The following is a 19,239-nucleotide window of genomic DNA, read 5'->3' on the forward strand; positions in this document are numbered from 1 at the left end:
CGAGGCGCACTTTCAGACATGCCGCTGGAAATCGGATCGTGTTGCGACCATGATGTCATCAATCTCCGATATGCGAGCGTAGAAAAGAAGGAATGATCGAAAATGAGTATTTCTATGGCGAACAAGGGCAGACGTGACGTCCGCGCCGCGGATCTCCACAGGGGGTAATGATGACCGATCGGAGCGCGGTTTCCACGATTACTGGCTATTTCTATCAGTTCGACCGCTCTATACTCAGCATCCTCGCGCTAACCGGAGATAATGACTCTGTGGCGATCGAATGCATCGAGGACATTGACGTCCAAACGGCCACGGAAACAACCGCCGTCCAGTGTAAATATTATGAGAAATCCGAGTACAACCATTCTGTTATCAAGCCCGCGATCCTTTTCATGCTCGAACACTACAAATCGGGCCTCACCGCCGGTCGGCCAGAGATCCAGTATCAGCTTAGCGGGCATTTTGCGTCTGGGCAGAACAAGCTCGCGCTCCCTTTCGATATCGGATTCCTCAAGTCGAATTTTCTCACCACTACATCGAAGGGGAAAACGATCAGAAAGCATGAAGAGCTGGGTGTCAGTGACGCCGAGCTTGAAGGCTTCTTGAAACTTCTATCCATCGACGTGAACGCGGCGAAATTCGACGATCAGTTTCGGAGTATCATCGAGAGTCTGGCAGAAGAATTTGAGTGCTCGCTGTTCGTGGCTGAGTTCTTTTATTATAACAGCGCCCTGCGGGTTATCAAAGAACTGGCCACCGAATCGGAGGAGGCTCGGCGGGTCATAACAAGAAAAGCCTTTGTAAAGCGAATAGACACATCATCGTATCTCTTTGATGAGTGGTTTATCGCTAAGCTCGGTATGGATAAATACTATCTTGAGTTGCGCAAAGAGTTCTTCGCAAGTGGTGTCAACGTCTCCCCTGTGGAACGGCTTTTCATCATCCATCTGGCTGGTAGAAGCTATAGCCGAAGCACGGTTAAAATGCTTCTGAAGACCATATCCCGGAAATATTCCAAGCTGTCCAAGCGCGACGCGAAGCCCTTCTCGCCTTACGTTCTGCTCGTCGGTATCGGCGAAAGCGAACTTGTCGGTCTAAAACAGGAGCTACACAACGAAGACGTTCGCTTCGTCGATGGCTACGATTTCAAGGGGGCCCAGTTCGACGCCGGGTCTATCTCCCGCCGCGCGTCCGTTGCCGGCCCGGCACTGAGGCTATTCTGCAATCTAACAGAGGCGCGGCAGACCTTTCTGTCATTCCGTCGCTCACGCGAGATATACGAATTCTATAGCAGTGAGCCGGTTGAAGACTTTGGTGATGTCGCCATCAACCATACCCGGTTCCAGGTTCCAAAATACGAAGATATCAATAAGATAATTTAGGAGATGACATGAGTGATGTAAAAGCGGAAGTAGTCGCGGTCTTTCCAAACAAGGTCAAGATTGTTGTCGATGACCTCGAGAATTTCAGAATCGCTGAAGAGTCTCTCCGCGTCGGATCTTACTTGAAGATCGCCGACAATGAGAACGCGGTTCTGGTCGCTATCATTGAGAATTTCCAGATTCAGGCGCGCGATGACGGCAGCCAAGACTACGTGATCGAGGCCTTCCCGCTCGGCGTTCTGCGCGATCAGAAGTTTGAGCGCGGGGGCGACGCCCTCGCCATCCCACCAAAGACAGTCCAACCGGCGACGATCGACGACATCCGACTGATTTATGGAAGTTCGCTAGCCGTGAAGGATCGCTTCTGCTTTTCGAACCTCGCGACGAACAATGAGGTCGAGGTTCCTGTCGACGGGAATAAATTCTTCAACAAGCATATCGCAGTGGTCGGTTCTACGGGCTCTGGCAAGTCGCACACCGTCGCGAAGATCATTCAGAAGGCGGTTGGCGCCAAGGGCGACTATACGCTCAACAACTCTCACGTGATCATATTCGATATCCATTCGGAATATCGTGCGGCTTTTCCGGAGGCGAACTTCATCGACAGCACCAGCTTGGTTCTCCCCTACTGGATGCTGAGCGGCGAGGAGTTGGAAGAGTTCTTTCTCGACACCGAGGCGAATGACCACAATCAGCGCAACGTGTTCAAGGATGCCGTGATCCAAAGCCGTAAGGCTGAGTTTACGGGAAATGACGACGAAAGGAACCGGATCCATCTGGACACCCCGCTCCCGTTCGACATTCGCTACGTTTTGGATCATGCCAACCATCTCAACACCGAGATGGTCGACACCGGCGAGGTGTATGCTGCTAGTAACAAGGCGAAGGCCGGACAACCGAAACTCACGCAGGGTAGCCTTCATGGGCGGCTGACCAACTTTGTGAATCGTCTCGAGAACAAGATTAATGATCGGCGCCTCGACTTCTTCCTTGGCGAGAAATCTAAATCGATCTCTTTTGAGGAAACGCTCCGATCCATTCTCGGCTATAGCGCTGACAAGCATAACAACGTTACGGTCATCGATCTGAGCGGCGTCCCGTTCGAGGTCCTGAGCATCACGGTCTCCCTGATTTCGCGGCTGATTTTCGAGCATGGCTATTTCTATAAGCGGCTGCGTTGTGCCGCCAATCCGAAGGAAGAGATCAACAACGATGCACCGATCCTCCTTGTTTACGAGGAAGCGCACAAATACGTGCCGACTAGCGAACTTTCAAAGTTCCGAGCGTCGAAAATGTCGATCGAGCGCATTGCCAAGGAGGGTCGTAAATATGGTGTCACCCTGCTCCTAGCGAGTCAGAGGCCCTCAGAGATTTCGGAGACGATCTTTTCACAATGCAACAATTTCATCGCAATGCGCCTGACCAATCCGGTCGACCAAGGCTACGTTCGCAAGTTGCTGCCAGACTCGCTGGGAACGCTTATCGACAAGATGCCCGGGTTTAAGCAGGGCGAAGCGCTGCTCGTCGGAGAGGCTGTCGCCCTACCGTCTGTAGTCCAAATCGAGAAATGCACGGTGGCTCCAGCATCGACTGATATTCCTTACTGGGACCTCTGGCAGCAAGAGTGGAAGGATCTTGCGATCGACAAGATCCGCGACGAGTGGTTGCGCCGCTAGTCAGGCGATGGGGAGCAGCCGGAAAGTCATTGTCGACCGTTCTGCGAACTATTTTGCAGCTTGGCCAGTGATGTTGGAACGCGCCTGACATCGGCCTTAGGCGACAGGTCTTAGGAGAAGAGCACCGGACGCTAGAAGGACTGAGATTGGGCGCAAAGCGGACGTTGCTCATGAGGAGATCAATCGGCGGTTAGGTCCGGGACTGTCGGTCGCTGTGGCAGCGGAGCCGCCCGAACTGCATATCCGCTTCAGCACCAGAGCCGCCGTTCGTTCAGGTCGCAGCGAACGGCAGCTGTCCGCCCTTTGCGTCAAATCCTTGGGGCAGATAGGGCCTTACTAGTGAAGACAGCAGATGTGGGGCGGACGTAGCGTTCAATTTAAGGATCCTTTTCGAACAATAGCTGCGACCACATCCGGAAGCGCCTGCACCGACAACCTTGAGGATTCCGCGTCCAGAACTAGAAGCGCGCTAGACAGATATGGATGAAACTTCTCCGACATCAGGTTTCCTGCTCCCGCGAACAAATCGACAGGTTCGCCGGATCGAATATCGGCCAGGAGTGCTCGAAGATCAGGTGTTTCATCGCCGACCTCCACCAGCAGAAACCCGTCATGCTGCTCGACTGAAAATCCCTCACTTCTAAGTGCGAGCGCCAGGGTTGACGTCTTAACCGTCCCCACTCGCGTTGCGATGATCGATGTACGCTCGCTGAGAGCCTGGATATTTGTGGCTCGAAACCCAAGTTGGTCATAATGTGCACGCGCTTCGTCTAGCATCTTTAGAGAAACCGCGTCCATGTATGCCGGTTGGGTGCCTCCTTCGAGCACTGCGAACATTCGATCAATCACCTTGTCATGAATGTCACCAGGATCACCGCCAAAGACAGGAGGCACGCCCGCCTTCGCGGGTTTGACCACGATCACCTTCTCGCGGTCATGGATTTCCTGAACCACCCACCGCCGCCCAGAGAAAATCAGAAGCATCCCTGGGGCAAGAACATTGTCAATCGGCAGGGTGCCAAGATCCCTCCCGTCTGCGACCAAGCGGAATTCCTCAGGCGTCTGAAACACTGCGTAGAAGCTGTAGTGTTCGACCAGCTTTTCGCCTGCAGGTCCCAAGAGTAGCAGTCCGCTTCCGGACTGTTCGATCAAACCGGTTTCGGTATGACCGATCGAACGCAACACATCCGCGAAAACTTCGGTTGTGACCTTGCGGAAGGGGCCCTCGCGACACAGGATTCTGTAGACCACACTGGCAGAAGCACCTCCGCGTTGTGCAATGACAGACAGTATCTGATGGACGAGCGTCGAAAGATGAAGCGCCTGCGGTCTTGGCGGTTCGCACCACCCCTCAAGTAACAGGTCTATCATCGCGATAGACCGGATCAAACCAAGGCGAAGACGATCAACGAAGCTGCTTTCTGGCGTCAACTGAGTCTCGACGGCATACTGCCGCAAGACGGCTGGTTGTCCCTCGCGTCGGCCGGACCGGCCGAGACGTTGTCGCAACGCGGCGACGCTGAATGGCGCGCCGATTTGGGCCACGCAGGTCACATCACCGATGTCGATTCCAAGCTCGAGCGTCGACGTGCAGACGGCAGTTGTCGGCTTTGCGGCGTCCTTTAAGCGGCGTTCCACGAAGTCTCGGTGTTCGCGGGAGAGGCTAGCGTGGTGAGGATAGAATTCCTGCGGCAGATGTTCCCTCTCGCAGAGTTCCCGCAGCCGATCTGCATAGATCTCGACTCGTTGCCTCGCCCCAGCGAAGACGAGGTTGTCGCTGCCTCGAAGGTGCTTGAACAGATGGGCTGCGATGGCATCCGTTGCGGATGGGCTGTTTTCATCCTCATCGCCTGATACGTAGCCGCGAAGCTGGAGCCTCAATTCAGCCTCGCCGCCATCTGCTTCTATGAGCTGGACAGCGTTTGCAGCGTCAGGGCGAAGATAGGCCTTGGCGAGGTCCATGTCGCCCAGCGTAGCTGACAGACCTATCCGACGGAGTGGGCGCTTTATCGTGAGCTCGAGCCTTGTGAGCAACGAACGGAGCTGGACACCGCGTTCGCTATCTAGAACCGTGTGCAACTCATCGATAACGACCGCGCGCGTGGCCCCAAACAGGCGGCTAATTTCCAAACCGCGACGAATGAACAGTGCCTCAAGGGACTCTGGAGTTATCAGCAGGATCCCTTTTGGAGATTTCAGCGCGCGCGTCTTGATCGATTGAGAAACATCCCCGTGCCATGGAACAACCGGCAGCTCTGATTCCTGGCAGATGCCCTCCAGCCGCATGGCCTGGTCCGTGATCAAGGCTTTCAGCGGACCGATATAAAGCAGGTCGAAGCCGATCCCGCCGAACGGCTCGTCAAGCACCTGTGAAATCAACGGCAGGAACGCCGCCTCGGTCTTTCCGCCCGCCGTGGAAGCCGCAACGATCAAATCGGCATCGGTCTCGCAGATCGTCCGGATGGATCGCGCCTGGATGTCGCGAAGCTCGCGCCATCCTTGCTGGCGTATCCATTTCTGCACAGGCCTCGCCAGCTTGTCGAACGCACTGCTCATCGGCGTCAGAGCTTGAAGCTGATCAGGTCATCATCACCGGGGTCTTGGGCACCAGTCGACTCGTCGACCTCGGTCATGTCTTCGCCGCGGTCTTCGTATACCACGATCTTTTCGATTAGGTCGCTCCACTCGACACCGGGGTTTTGCTCGAGCACGGAAAGCAGGTTCACGAAGGCCGTCACCGTATTGCGCGGGGTGCGGAAGTAAGCTTCACCGATCCGGTCCGAGCAATGCGCCATGAAGGCCTCGAGCGCATCGTCTGGCAGAGCACCGGCGTCGTCCTGCATGATCCGCCGGACATTGGCCAGAAGAACGAAGAGGTCCTCAGGGGTCAGGCTGGCCAGCCGGACAACAGGTCCTGAAAGGTCAACCAACCCGTCTCGCGCGAAGGTGTTCTCGGCCAAACGCGACTGGAGGGCCTCGTAGCTGTAAAGCCCTCGACGGGTGTTCATCAGGAATTCCGGTGTGCCGCCCATGAGAAATCCGAGGTTCTCGGCACTGCCCTGCAGCACATCATTCAGGATCCGGAGGATCTGTTCGTAGTTTGCATTGCGAGCCTGCGACGAGGTCAGCTTGTAGAGGTTCACCATCTCGTCGAGGCCGACGAGCAAGCCTTTGTAACCGGCTTCACACACGAATGCCGACATCAGCTTCAGATGGTCATAGACACTGGCATCGTCGATGATCGTTCGCACTCCAAGCGCCTTGCGCGCGTCGGTGCGTGTGGCGAATTCACCACGCAGCCATCTCAAGGCAGCGGATTTCAACTCGTCGTCGCCGGTCTCATGGCCTTCCCAATATCGCCGGATCACCTCTGCGAATTCAAACCCCCCGGTGAGCTCTTCGAAGTGACCAAGGCGTTCACGAATGACAGACCCCGTGGGCGCATCGCGTTCCTCAGCATCGCGGTGTGCTTGGCTGACGAAACGCTCCACCACGCTGGCCAAGGCCCCGCCATCTGGCTTTGTCCGTGTCGACAGGTTTCGGGCCATCTCTGCATAGAGGCCTCGAGCTTGACCACCAGTCGCGTGAATGCGCCGGTCGGGCGCCAGGTCCGCGAACATCACCACCAGCCCCTTTTCAAGCGCGACAAGACGGATCAGATTCATGAAGAACGTCTTTCCCGATCCGTATTCTCCGATGATGAACCGGATCGCCGATCCGCCATCGGATATCCGGTCCATGTCCTTGACGAGCTCTTCAATCTCGCGGACGCGGCCGACTTGGATGTGACGCAGGCCGAGCTTGGGCACGACCCCTGCCCGAAGCGCCTGCACGATTGCATCGCGTTCACGTGGTTTCAACTTCGACATCCCTGCCCTCCGCACTCATCTTTTCTTTTACCGCCTCCGCAATCTCAGGAGACACGTCATATCCATCATACTCGTCGAGAAGCGCTTCATCGTAGGTCTCAAAAGCCCATTCATTCACGACTTCCAAAGCCCCGGATACCATCAAACCATGCGAGGCGCAGATCTTCTCGAACTCGGTCTCAGACCAATGCTCGCGAGTAAGTACTTCGAGGACAAGGGCGCCGTGTTTCGGGTCAAGCCCTGCCACCTGGCATTCGTAGTCAGGCGTGGAGGCACCGCTTTCTTCCTCTTCGACATCGAAAATCTGACCGAGGACGGACGACACGCGCTCGGTGTCCGAACGGATTGCTGCGATCCGCGAAGCGTCGAGCTTGGGTCCGCTGGCTTTCACAAGATCGGGTATCGCTTCGCCCGGACGACCCGGTTTCGAGGCACGAACAGTGCGAGGACCATCCGCAACTTCGCCAGCATGCAGGTCTGAGTAGGCAAGCGCAGGATCTAGACCCAAAGCCTTGTAGATTTTCTCGATGCTTGCAACTTCGTCGGAGTGAATAATGCCATCGGCATGTGCTGCACCAACCAACGCTGCCCGCATAGCGGCCTGGCTGTCTTGGCCCACTTCCTTCAGTTTGCGGCGCAAGAGCGTCATGTCCGGTGGCACGGCCAGGAACCATTCAAGGTTTGCGCGCAGCCTGCGGCCTTCCTGATCGCTTAGGTCCGCGGCGGAGACCTGATCCTCCAGCGCCTTGCGCTCAGGCTCCGCGATGCGACCATCCGCATGAGCAACGAACGACCCAAGTGCCAATTCAATCAGGGCGCTTCGATAGCTGTCGGAAACTTCCTCCAGTCTTTCGATCGGTTCGCCCAGGCTGAACAGTACCACAGGCTCCTCCGCCTTGGGCGACCGGAGCGCAAACCGAGGGTCGGGCGCCAGACCGAAACCGAGACGGGCGAGCGCGTCGGCCGCTCCTGTCATCTGCCGTTTCCCGATCTTCTCGCTCGTTTCTCCCTCCAGACGTCCGATCACCTCCTCAAGCGGCACCAATCCCCCCCGATCGACGATAGTGCTTGCCCAAGATTTCAAGCGGTCCATTTCCTCGGATGGGAAGGCATCCCACAGTTCAGAAGGCAGCAATGCATGCGCTTCCACGCTTCCGCGACCGTCAGGGTTTCGGCCCAGGAAGCGACTGAGCTTGTCGAGATCGTTCATAGCCTCATCGGCCAATTCTTGTGCGATCTCGACCGGCTTACGCAGGCCAGAAATATCCGGCACCGGCTTTCCTTCAACAGTTGGGTTTGCTGAGCCCTCAAACTCGCTGGAAGCAGCCCTATAGGATACCTTGAGCGTTTTCCGGGGTTTGGCAACCTTGAGCCCGTCAGGAAACCGCTGGTCAAACCGGATACGGAAAAGAGCGATGAACTCATCCCGGCATCGCGTCGCCGGAGTTCTCAGATATGTTTCAGGGTGACAAATGAACCAACTCAACAACCATTCGGCAGTCAAGTTTTCGCCCTTGTAAATCCGAGCCCCGATTGCGTACTTCAGTGAAAACGGGAGTTCCCAGCCCTGCTTCTCAAAAATGGGCTCGATCGCGTCGAAGTCGATTTCGACAAGAGTCGCGATGTCGAGGAACTCCCCCAGGTAGCGCCGGACGGAGTGACTATCGGGGTACAGCGACTGCAACCTTCGAACTTCCTGGACGATATCCTTAGCGTCATCCTGGGACTGATCGACGAAGAAACGACGCTCCAACCCGTAAAAATACAGGAACATGTATCCTGCATCAAACCATGCATCTTTTCGACCGCCGGCAAGCCAATCGAGATAGGTCGCCCTGCAGTCCGGCGAGATTTCCGAGTAGTTCGGCCAATACGGCAGCCCGCTTCCAGCAACGTCCGTGCCCCGCTTTGCCACTGGCAAAGCGGGATCGATATAGCCTCGGCACTTTGAACGATAGCCGTTGGTGTTCAGCGAAGGAGGGGTTCCGACGTAAACCATCCCGCCGATGTTGCGGCCCGCGACGCTCGTCGTTTCGTCAGATCGGATCCACCCGATTTTTGGTGATCTCCAAGACAGGGTAGCTGGCGCTGGTTGCTTTCTTTCAGCCGCTGCAGCTAGAGCTGGCGCCGCGGACTTTCCGGCACGGACGATCGCGGCGTAGTCCTGCTTCGGATGAACGTAGGCCTTGGTGGCCGCCTCTGTCGCTTGCGAAGGCTGCGCTTGTTCGGCCGCGGTCAATGAGTCTGGCATGGAAGACCGTCCCGCACGGGCGATTGCGGCGTTGTCCTGCGTAGGTGGGGAGTAGGCTCGAATGGCAGCCGGTGCTTGGGACGCAATGGCTTCGCGAGTTCGTTCGCGCTCACGCTCGATACGTTTGTCGTAGGCACTTGGTTGGGCTGCCAGCTCAGGTCCGAGTGTTCGGGTTTCGGAACTTCCCACGGCTTGCGCTTTTGCAGCGACTTTCCGCGATCTCCGCTTTTCTTGCCACCAGACCAAAATGATAGGAGCACCAAATGCAAACAACATTTGGCCACCCACCGGCCACCCCTGGAGGACTGTGACCACCACGATCATGCAAAAGATGAAGTAGACAAAAAGAAAGAATGTAATTCGGAAAAACTTGAGTAATGAAGACACTATCGCCCCTCCCCCTTCAGTCACACTATTTTACACGAACATCATTTCAATCATTAAAGCGGAGCCTGAACAGTTTTCCGGCCAGCGTCCACTGCCCAATGAGGTGACAGCGGTCATGCCCCAAGCACTTGGGGCCTTCAGCGCCCCCCTGATCTGAACTCGCCACCACGGAGATGATCACTGAGGGAGTGGGTGGCATTGGGGATAACGCATTCATCTCGCGCGTTGACTGGCACCAGCGCCACTGAAGCTGCACATCAACCTCAGACTGCCCTCCCGCCGCAGATGGGAGCCCGATCGCCCTGCATTGCCCTCGGATGCGGCGATCCAGTTCGTTTGACCACCAAGGTCCTGCTTAAGCTGCCGCCCCGGCAAGCGACTGAGATAGTGGCCAGCCCGTTGAAGATGGCGGACTTAGACTGGACGGAGGCGTATCGAGCCAAAGATGCGTTGCCTGAAATCCTTCGAAAACACTTTGCCGCTAGAAACCCCGGCTGCCAATCCGCCGAGATCAAGATGCGTGCTGCACTGATGAACCGTTTCTCGGCCCTCGGCACCGCCGTGATCGTCTGCACCGCCTGACAAAGACCGATAAAGGGGCCATCACGCCTCAAGCCATCGTTCCGCAACAATGCCGCGGCGGCCTTGAAGGTGCAGCAGGCCAAACTTGGACTAGCCCTAACATGTCGTCGCCGCGATCTTCACAAAAGGCATCCGCGAAAAATTTGGTACTTGGTACACAAGATCACCGCTTACTGTATTGATTATATGAATGTATTCTGGATCAATCCGTCCAATCCATCATAGGAGCCACGGAAAGCCTAAAGCTATTGTTTTTATTAATAAAATTGGCTTTTTTGTCGCTTTGTTCCGTCATGGTGGGCCGTTAGATTTCCGTTTGTTTACAGTGGTTCTTGTTGGTATCCGTTTCACAGTTGCTAAATTTTAGCAAATTGCAGCACGGGGTTTTAGCAAATGGGCACCATCTCAGAAAGACGCCGCCAAGATGGCTCGGCGGTCTATACCGCACAAGTCCGAGTAATGCGAGATGGCAAGAGCGTGTCCACATCTTCCAGCTTTGATAGGCGCTCCGCAGCGGAGGCTTGGCTACGCCGGAAAGAAGCAGAACTGCTACGCCCGAACGGCTTCGAGAAGTTAAGCCGTACTAAGCGCAATACAGCAACTCTGGCAGACGCAATCGACAAATACCTAGCACAGTCCGAGCAACAAATCGGCCGCACCAAGGCCCAGGTTCTCGATGCGATCAAACGCTACGCGATCGCTGACATGATCTGCGAAGATATCCATTCAAAGGATATCGTTGAGTTTGCACAGGAGCTTCTCGCCGGAGGGCGGCAGCCGCAAACGGTAGCGAATTACCTATCCCATCTGTCGGCAATCTTCCAGATCGCGGGCCCCGCTTGGAAGATGCCGCTCGATCCCAACGAGATGAAAGCCGCTATGATCGTGTCAAAGCGGCTCGGGATGACGCAAAAATCCGCAAAGCGAGATCGCCGCCCGACAATCGCCGAAATGGACGCCCTGATGCAGCACTTCGCGGAGCGGTCGAAGCGTGCCAACGCCATGCCTATGCATCGCATTTGCGCCTTCGCGCTGTTCTCCACCCGCCGCCAGGATGAAATCACGCGCATCAAATGGGAACATCTCGAACCAGGACGTATTCTGGTCGAAGACATGAAACACCCCGGCCAAAAGTGGGGCAATGACGTATGGGTCGATCTTCCGCCCGAGGCCGAGGCGATCATTCGCAGCATGCCGCAGACAGCCGCGCAGATCTTTCCGTACAAAGCCACCGCCATCACCGCAGCATTCACCCGTGCCTGCAAGTTTCTCGGGATCGAGGATCTCCATTTCCATGATCTGCGGCATGAAGGGGTATCGCGCCAGTTCGAAATGGGGAAAACCATACCTCAGGCCGCCAGCGTTTCCGGTCACCGGTCATGGTCAAGCCTGCAGCGATACGCGCACCTAAGACAAACGGGGGATCGCTGGGCGGCTTGGAAGTGGACGCAGAATACTGCGGCCCCTTCCTAATGAAGACGTTACGGTTTTAAATCCCTCCGGGCCTACCAGTTGGATTTTTGCGCGAAATGATTTCAATGTGTTGCGCGTAAAGTGTCCCACGAAAAAAAGTGGAATGGGACACTTTTTCTAAAATCGAACGAACGGCCCTGAACCGACATTCAACGCATTAACTCGATGCTGCTTTCGCAGCCCACATTGCGGACATCCGCCACCGTCGCGCAACTTGCCCCTGGCCAGCTGAAATTGGCCAGTATGCCTTATTGCTTGCACTTGGCCGCAACATCCGCAAGTTGGGCCTGTCCCAGTGGTATTTAGAACAGCCCAATCCTCACAGGAACATCAATGACTAGTCCAAACGATACCAATGAAAACTGCTTTCTTTGCGATGCCTGGGCCTATCTCAGTTCGGACGATATGGTGCTGAATCTGACATCGGAGATGATAGGAATTATTGCCACCCTCGTCCTGATAACGATGCTTGGAGGCTGGTTTGTCCGACGGGCGCCAGAAAAATCATTTGATCGCAAGTGGGCGGCTTTTCGTACTGACACTGCAGCTTCCATATTAGAAAGCCAGAGGCAGTTGGACGACGACTATTTCTATTTGGGGCAGGAGATGCTCCGAATTTCCGAGAAACCTACAGAAGAAATCAACACGGAAGATCTCGAAACGTTTCGGCGAAAACGGGCAGCTTGTCTGTCCCGAGGCGGTGAGCTTGCATCAATATTTGAACGAGCTCATTTCGCACTCAGAGAATCTGACGTCGCCCCGGCTACAGAATTTATCTCAGCGTTGCGAGCGGAAATTCTAGAAAAACTGGCAGATGGATTCTCTGACTTCGAGCAGTTTGACACACGTTTAGCTATGCATCTCCAAGGATTGGCGCCGCTTCACGATTTTTTAGGGGAAAAGGCTGGGCCTACCTATCGCGATGTTTTGCTAAGCGCAGCAAGAGGGGCTGAGAAGGCTATCGCAGGTATGGATAGAGCACGAGTGCTCCACTTGGGGAGAACCCTGGCTGAGCAGCTTGAAAGCTAGCTCGGCCCATTTCCGACGTTCGTTGGGGTTTTGGCCACTGCATTGCAGATTGCCTATTCCTGACACTCGTGAACCTAGTTTAGTTTCGAAAGGCACCAGAATGGAAAAGCGTTTAGTACAAAGCCTGATCATTCGAAATGATCTTGAAGAGACCAAATCTGAGATAAACCGCAAGGGCCTCATCCTTTCGATTGCTCACGTCAAAATAGCCTTCTTGGCATTCCACAATCTGTGCGAATTTGAGAAGTCCATACGATCCATGTATGCTGACCATCGGGAATTAAGCAGGTTATTCGGCGACTGTCGCGCCAACGCAGAGTTCTTTTCGTATCTGCGAAACAAGTTCACTGGCCATATCACCGACGATTTAATCGACAAGGCCTTAGAATGGAAACCCGAACTTCCTCTGACTTTGGATCGGGATCATGATGCAGACATCATTCTGATGTACAACTACTGGCTGCTCGAGACCGCTATCAACACCTATGTTGACTCACAAGGTAACCACAAGTTTTTCGACTCTGAAACCGACCTCATGTACCCGCCGGATTTCAAGCGTTTCGAAGACACGCTGATCACGAGCATTGATCAAGCGACCAAATTTCTTTCTGCCGTGGAGGCCATTTTCAAACCGACTATTTCATCGCCAGCTTCAGAAGAAGAGAAAATGGAGCTGTTTATGAAGGCAGGCCTTACCGACTTTTCCTTTTTAACGAAAAAAGGTCGTTGAAAGCGATCTAGGTGCCGATTGTTCGGATGCGAGGCACAATCCTCTCAGGCACATTGTATGCCTGCACGGTTATCGAGATTTCTCGATTGGCGTCGTCCTTGTGTCCGAACAGATATGTCCAACTGCTTTCGTTTCGTTTCTTAACCAGCTTTTTGCAGTTGGAGTGCTTGTGCGTGCCTTCCTCGATCTTTTCGAGGACGCCGGTGAAATCCTTGTTTCGGCTGAAAATCAAAACAGCCGCCTTGGTGTCACGCCAGCTAAGGTACGAAAGCACCTGATCGAGCGTCTCGAGATAGCCCTTTTCGCCCGTCCAAAACTTGCATTCTCCGATGAAGATGTTTCGCCCATCTACTTTGATAAGAATGTCAGTCTTGCCTTCGTAGTTGAAGGTTTCTCCTGTCGCATCGCCAGAAAAGTGTCCGTTCAATTGCATCAGGAAGTGCGTCCGCAGGCTTTCCTCATCGATCTCGCGAAACGCTCCGGGGCTCTGCTCCATGACTCTGACCATATTTGCCAAGACGGACAATATATGCTCGTAGTCATCGCCTGTAAGGATTGGTTCTGGGTTGTATGCAACTCTGGATGCGGTTGGCTTTGGTGTCCGTGGCCGTATGTTTCTTCGGACCTTTGGCGCTGCAAACGTTTCCTTAGCACCCGGACGTTCTTTCATTTTGAAACCAAGCCCAGCAACTAGCGACTTGTCTTTCAGTAGTTTTTCCTTGCGCCGCTCGATTGTCTGTGTGGCAAGGTTTTCCAATCCGGCGTTGTAGCCTTTGGCATCGTTGGCAAGCCAACCGAGATGCGTATTGATTGAGTCGAGTACTCGTTGAATTTCTTCTTTCACCCGTTCTGCTGACAGATCGGTCCCAGTAACCGAGAACTCGATGATCCCCTCGCGGACCCTAGCCCTCGGATTGTTGAAGTTTAGTGTGGAGGGCTGAATGTCAAAACCAACCTTATTACCAGTGAACGGCACTTCGACATCTATCGTTGTCCCGGTGATATGGAACGGCCGCGAACGATCATGAAACATGCGGTCACGGTCTTGGCTCACGTCAATTTTGGTTTCTCTTTGATCCACAACCAATTCATCGGCGTGGATGACTGGCACCTCGAATGTGTACTCGTCGACATAGTAACGCGCCAAATCCGTTGTCGAAATATTCAGAAGCTCGTCGCCATTCATCGCCCCAATCTTGGTAACGAGTTCATTCCTCCAGGCTTCTTGCGTGGCGTGCCAGTCTCCTTTGTGGAATAGGTAGTCTTCTGGCGTGGAACGATAGCCGCGCATACTCATCTCTTATGTGGTTAGGTGCTGTACGTGTACTATATATGGTGGTGCGCTGAAAGCCAATGAAGGTCGAAGTTTGAAACCACAAGCGCCACGAGTTCTTTGTTGTACCCGATCACGCGCCCACCTCCTCGACTGCTCACGTCAAAGCAGCTTTTCATCTTCCGTTGGGCGTTTTATTCTGCTCGAAGCGCCGACATTGAACGGCTGCTCTTCAACCGAAGCGGCGACCACTTCGCACATGCAGAGAAGGTCCGGTTTCCGCCGATGCTGTTGAAAAAGTCTTTGTTGCGCTGCGGCAAGTCTTTCGATTCAATCGACTATGAGGGGATTGGAGGATTTCGGCATGATGGGCAGGCAAGAAGCACCGGCGCAGCTGTTTTACGACTTCGATCTGGAGCGGCATGTCCCCGCCCATCACATGCTGCGCGAGATTGACCTGTTCCTGAATGGCGGCTCCCTGCGCGAGGCACTGCGTCCCTTCTACAGCCACCTTGGTCGGCCTTCGATCGACCCCGAACTGATCATCCGGATGCTGGTGATTGGATATGTCATGGGGATCCGTTCGGAGCGCCGGCTCTGTGACGAGGTTCATCTGAACTTGGCCTACCGCTGGTTCTGTCGGTTGGGTCTGGAAGGCAATGTTCCCGACCACTCGACTTTCTCCCGCTATCGCCATGGCAAGTTCAGGGAAAGCGGCCTGCTGCGTCAGGTCTTCGAGACAACCGTTGAACGCTGCCTGAAAGAAAATCTGGTGTCGGGCGAAGGTTTCGCGGTCGATGCGAGCCTGATCTCGGCGGATGCCAACAAGATCCGCTCCATCGCGGCGGAAGACTGGAGCCCCGAGGCCGCGCGGGACGCTGGCAACAGGGCGGCACGAGAATATCTGGAGACACTGGATGACGCCGCCTTCGGGGCCGCATCGCCTGTCCAGCCCAAGTTCGTGGCCAAGTCCGATCCGGCAGCGCAATGGACCCGTGCCGAGGAAAGCCGCCCCTATTTTGCCTATGCCACCAACTACCTGATCGACACCAAGAGTTCGGTGATCATGGATGTTGAAGCGACAAGAGCCATCCGCCAAGCCGAAGTTGGAGCTGCGCGCACGATGCTGGACAGGACCGAAAAACGCTTTGGCATCAAGCCGGACTGGCTGGCCGCCGATACGGCCTACGGCAATGCCGAGAACCTGGGCTGGCTGGTCGAGAAACGCAGCATCATCCCCTTCATACCGGTGATCGACAAGTCGGAACGGGCCGACGGCACGTTCTCCCGCTCAGACTTCCAGTGGGACGAGACGAATGATCAGTATATCTGCCCTGAAGGCCATGCCCTCAAACAGTTCAGACGCAACTATTCCGATCCGAACCGGGGTCGGGATACTGGTGGGCGAAAGAAATACCGCTGCTTGAAGGCTATCTGCCACGCCTGTCCATCCAAGGAGATCTGCTGCCCGAAAGCCGATGCCCGGTATGTCACGCGTGAGCCCCATGAAGAGGCGCGCGAGTTCGCCAGAGAGTGCCGCAAGACCAAGGCCTACAAAGTGTCGCGCGACAAACGGAAGAAGGTCGAGATGCTCTTCGCGCACCTCAAGCGTATTCTTGGCCTAACACGGTTGCGGCTCCGTGGTCCAAACGGCGCCAAGGACGAATTTCTGCTCGCCGCCATCGCACAGAATCTCCGAAAACTCGCGAAGCTCCGCCCGCGAAGCGTCCGACAGGAGGCCGCAGCATGAGCTGAGCGGCCATATTACCGCCTTGAGGCGGGGCGACGGGCGATCGCCCGAATGCAATAGCCTTGCCCGGCGGCGGCGAGCCTCAAAATCGGCGATTTCGGCCGACTTTTTCAACAACATCCGCCCAATATTCTCGCATGGGCCCGATCCGCAGTGCAGTTCGAAGAGGGCGGCGGGCTACCGGCGCAGCGCTTTTTACTTTTGTTTTCAACGTTAACTTGTCCATTAAAATAGAAAATTCATATCAAATGAAAACAATAAGTTAAAAGCAGCATGTCCCACGATATGAAACCTATCGATCTTGAGGACAGGCCCTTAATTACTTGCGTTGACGACGCGAAGATTGGCGTCGACCAAAGAAAGCCGCATCGTCTTCCATTGCTCATACTTATCGAGTGGTAGAGGGAAACCATCGCTGCCGCAGCGAGTGATTGCGCGCCGAACAACTTCATAAGCCTGCTTCGCCTCATCAGGCGTTCCGCCATGCCGATCAACGAGATGGATGCTACTCAGAACAGGCACAGCATTTCGGTCCAGATCCATTCCGACCACGACCTTAACTCGAAGCGCCGAAATTGACATCGCACCGAGGTTTAAACATTGCTTTATGTCGATCAGAAAAGCATCGTATGCATTCTGCGAAATGGGTTCAGCATCGTCATATTCAAACTCATCACTATCCCAATCACCTTTCGCCACATACTTGGCGGTGGCCTCGAGCCTGAAACTAAGTTTCCGATTGACAGCGGATTGCGGTATTGATGGGAATTTGAGAGTCACGTCTACTGTTTCTCCTGGCTCAATGCCTCCAGCAATCCATTCAACGCCCGAGCTTTCACCCCACGGAACAGATCGACCAACTTCGCCGGCTATCAAACGAAAATTGATAGCCGCGATCGGTTTTGACGCCAGATTTTCGACAGCGCATATCACAACCTGTTCCGACGAACGACAAGACTTCACATCGAGATCTTCCTCCGCATGGGCCAAATTTGCCCAAAACCCATATAGCAGAATGATCGCAATTAAAGCCTTCATGTCGTGACCCATTATCGTAAAGAAGAATTAGGATGCTTTCGTCTGCGAGCAGCTTTACCCACAATAATCTCGATTCCAATAGATCGACGCTTGGCTCAAAAGAACCGGTAATCCCCTCCGACGCTATGAGGCATTGTCAAATCCAATTAGCGAATGGGCGCTTATTATCTACATGATTGAAATGTAAGAATGCATACTTGCTTCAGCCCAATTAGTCGGCAACACTTTCCCAAATCGGGGCACTTTCTTTAGTTGCAGGAGATTAAGTGAGCGAACAATTTAGAACTGATTTCATTCAAAGGATCGAGAGCCTTGACCCAAAGACTGGTGAAGGCACGATTAGCTTGGAACCTGACCCTAGAAGATATATCAAGCTGGAGGATGACACCGGGATTTTCTACATAGATAAATATCTGAAAGTTCGGTTTTCATTAGATGATCTGTTTAGACACTTCCAAGGAAGTGTACCGATATACGCACTCGCGCCGAGCGTAAAATCGGTGCGCCAATATGCGCAAAGTCGAACCAAAGCCCTCAATCACGAGTTTCTCTCAGGAAAATATACCGCACCCAAGGAAGCCGCAAAACGTCAGCCATCGCTTATAGAAACCAACAAAAGCACTGATCTGGGGTTCTTGTCATTGGATATATGCGGCTCAACAACATTAAGAAGAATCGATCCAGTTGCCTTTGATAAGGCATTCGGCGTGTTAATCCGAGAACTGGGATCTTTAGTCGGCCACTTCAATGGATCAATCTTGAAGACTACCGGAGACGGGTTCGTCGCTTACATAGATCATCCTTCATATACCAATCTTTGTGACTCTCTTGTCGAGTTAGGGCTCAGCTGTTTGAATTTGATGAAATGTAGCATCAATCCAGCGCTCAAAAAGCACGGCCTTCCTGAATTTAATGTTAGGATTGGTGCTAACCATGGAAGCGCCGTGGTTCGAAAAGTCGCCATTCCAACAACCGGATTTTCAAGCATTGATATTTATAGCGATGCTTTTAATCGTGCCAAGAAAATCGAAGAGAGTTGTGATCAAAATGAATTTAGAATTGGCTTCGATCTATATAAGCTAATTCATGTTCAGTGGCTCGAAAGATGCGTTGAGGTTACCAGCCTCGAAGCCGGCTCTTTATGCGAAAAAGATAGAGTATTTATAGTCTCCTAAATCGGGCGTAGTAAATCCAAGAGATGATAATGACCCAGAAAGATAAAGTAACGATCCGAGAAGATGTCGATCGCTTCATGCGCTACTCTGATAGTGAAGAGGCGTATATCCGGCACTACATTGGTTTAGCAGATACTAAGGCAACCTTTCTATTTTCTGCTTATGTAATCATCATAGGTGGTCTTCTATCGGATCGAAAAATTCTTCGGGGCATTATTGACGCTGAATCATGTATAACGTCTGCAGTAATTATACTTGCTCTTTTTCTATCCATTACAGGTGCTGCTATATCATTCTGGGTTGTGGCACCACGCCTTTACACCTCGAGCAGCAAAGGGTTCATTTTTTTCAACGCTATCTCAGCATTTGAAAATAGTACGCATTACACTGCAGAGGTTATGAAATTGACCGACATTAATGTGTTGAGGGAAAAGCTCGCGCATTGCTATGACACGGCAAAGGTGTGCAGCAAAAAGTATAATCGATTACGCTTAGCCATTTGGATTTTTCCCATCGCACTGTTATTTGCTTTTTTCGCTAAATTTTGGATTTAACTTATAAGATTCTATCGTATTTTTGCGCACAGAACGTTAAGTTCTCATGAAATCTGCAGCAAACTCGCAG

Annotated in this window: 13 protein-coding genes and 1 pseudogene; 9 read left to right on the plus strand and 5 right to left on the minus strand. The window is 53.6% G+C overall.

From position 1 onward, the window contains the following. Nucleotides 1-167: 167 nt before the first annotated feature. Both WDB86_RS03690 and WDB86_RS03695 read left to right on the plus strand, forming a co-directional pair. Nucleotides 168-1,382, plus strand: coding sequence for a DUF4297 family anti-phage-associated protein (locus WDB86_RS03690; protein ID WP_406736649.1), 1,215 nt, complete (start codon nucleotides 168-170; stop codon nucleotides 1,380-1,382). 8 nt (nucleotides 1,383-1,390) lie between these two features. Then, the gene (locus WDB86_RS03695) at nucleotides 1,391-3,058 is read left to right on the plus strand and encodes an ATP-binding protein (RefSeq protein WP_406736650.1); all 1,668 of its coding nucleotides are present in this window, start codon (nucleotides 1,391-1,393) and stop codon (nucleotides 3,056-3,058) included. Nucleotides 3,059-3,430: 372 nt separating this feature from the next. On the opposite strand, the gene WDB86_RS03700 is transcribed toward WDB86_RS03695, so the two are convergent. The 3 genes from WDB86_RS03700 to WDB86_RS03710 are packed head-to-tail and all read right to left on the minus strand — an operon-like array spanning nucleotide 3,431 to nucleotide 9,565. Further along, nucleotides 3,431-5,614: a DEAD/DEAH box helicase gene (locus tag WDB86_RS03700; protein ID WP_406736651.1), complete on the minus strand. Its 2,184-nt coding sequence runs from the start codon at nucleotides 5,612-5,614 to the stop codon at nucleotides 3,431-3,433. 5 nt (nucleotides 5,615-5,619) lie between these two features. Further along, nucleotides 5,620-6,927: an ATP-binding protein gene (locus WDB86_RS03705; RefSeq protein WP_406736652.1), complete on the minus strand. Its 1,308-nt coding sequence runs from the start codon at nucleotides 6,925-6,927 to the stop codon at nucleotides 5,620-5,622. Further along, a complete protein-coding gene (locus WDB86_RS03710; protein WP_406736653.1) occupies nucleotides 6,905-9,565 on the minus strand; it encodes a TerB N-terminal domain-containing protein in 2,661 nt (886 codons plus the stop codon). Before WDB86_RS03710 ends, WDB86_RS03705 begins: the two co-directional genes overlap by 23 nt. A gap of 424 nt (nucleotides 9,566-9,989) precedes the next feature. On the opposite strand from WDB86_RS03710, the pseudogene WDB86_RS03715 reads away from it, so the two are divergent. The 4 genes and pseudogenes from WDB86_RS03715 to WDB86_RS03730 all read left to right on the plus strand — a co-directional run. Then, nucleotides 9,990-10,147: pseudogene (locus WDB86_RS03715) on the plus strand (IS5/IS1182 family transposase); the annotation flags it as partial. Nucleotides 10,148-10,540: 393 nt separating this feature from the next. After that, nucleotides 10,541-11,620, plus strand: coding sequence for a tyrosine-type recombinase/integrase (locus WDB86_RS03720; RefSeq protein ID WP_406736654.1), 1,080 nt, complete (start codon nucleotides 10,541-10,543; stop codon nucleotides 11,618-11,620). A 333-nt stretch (nucleotides 11,621-11,953) separates the two neighbouring features. Continuing rightward, on the plus strand, nucleotides 11,954-12,649 hold the full coding sequence (locus tag WDB86_RS03725) for a hypothetical protein (RefSeq protein WP_406736655.1): 696 nt from the start codon (nucleotides 11,954-11,956) through the stop codon (nucleotides 12,647-12,649). 100 nt (nucleotides 12,650-12,749) lie between these two features. After that, nucleotides 12,750-13,379, plus strand: a complete 630-nt coding sequence (locus WDB86_RS03730; protein ID WP_406736656.1) for a hypothetical protein — start codon at nucleotides 12,750-12,752, stop codon at nucleotides 13,377-13,379. A 7-nt stretch (nucleotides 13,380-13,386) separates the two neighbouring features. Here WDB86_RS03730 and WDB86_RS03735 read toward each other — a convergent pair whose 3' ends face one another. Continuing rightward, nucleotides 13,387-14,670 (minus strand): hypothetical protein, encoded by a 1,284-nt coding sequence (locus tag WDB86_RS03735; protein ID WP_406736657.1) that lies wholly within the window; start codon nucleotides 14,668-14,670, stop codon nucleotides 13,387-13,389. A gap of 346 nt (nucleotides 14,671-15,016) precedes the next feature. Here WDB86_RS03735 and WDB86_RS03740 point away from each other — a divergent pair, with 346 nt between their 5' ends. Next, a complete protein-coding gene (locus WDB86_RS03740; RefSeq protein WP_406736658.1) occupies nucleotides 15,017-16,402 on the plus strand; it encodes an IS1182 family transposase in 1,386 nt (461 codons plus the stop codon). A 315-nt stretch (nucleotides 16,403-16,717) separates the two neighbouring features. Here WDB86_RS03740 and WDB86_RS03745 read toward each other — a convergent pair whose 3' ends face one another. After that, entirely contained in the window at nucleotides 16,718-17,440 is a 723-nt protein-coding gene (locus WDB86_RS03745; protein WP_406736659.1) for a hypothetical protein, read from the minus strand. 266 nt (nucleotides 17,441-17,706) lie between these two features. Here WDB86_RS03745 and WDB86_RS03750 point away from each other — a divergent pair, with 266 nt between their 5' ends. Together WDB86_RS03750 and WDB86_RS03755 are read left to right on the plus strand one after the other, a co-directional pair. Then, the gene (locus tag WDB86_RS03750; RefSeq protein WP_406736660.1) at nucleotides 17,707-18,615 is read left to right on the plus strand and encodes an adenylate/guanylate cyclase domain-containing protein; all 909 of its coding nucleotides are present in this window, start codon (nucleotides 17,707-17,709) and stop codon (nucleotides 18,613-18,615) included. A 29-nt stretch (nucleotides 18,616-18,644) separates the two neighbouring features. Next, on the plus strand, nucleotides 18,645-19,169 hold the full coding sequence (locus tag WDB86_RS03755; RefSeq protein WP_406736661.1) for a Pycsar system effector family protein: 525 nt from the start codon (nucleotides 18,645-18,647) through the stop codon (nucleotides 19,167-19,169). Nucleotides 19,170-19,239: the final 70 nt, after the last annotated feature.

Source organism: Thioclava sp. GXIMD4215 (assembly GCF_045291555.1).
GTDB lineage: Bacteria > Pseudomonadota > Alphaproteobacteria > Rhodobacterales > Rhodobacteraceae > Thioclava > Thioclava litoralis.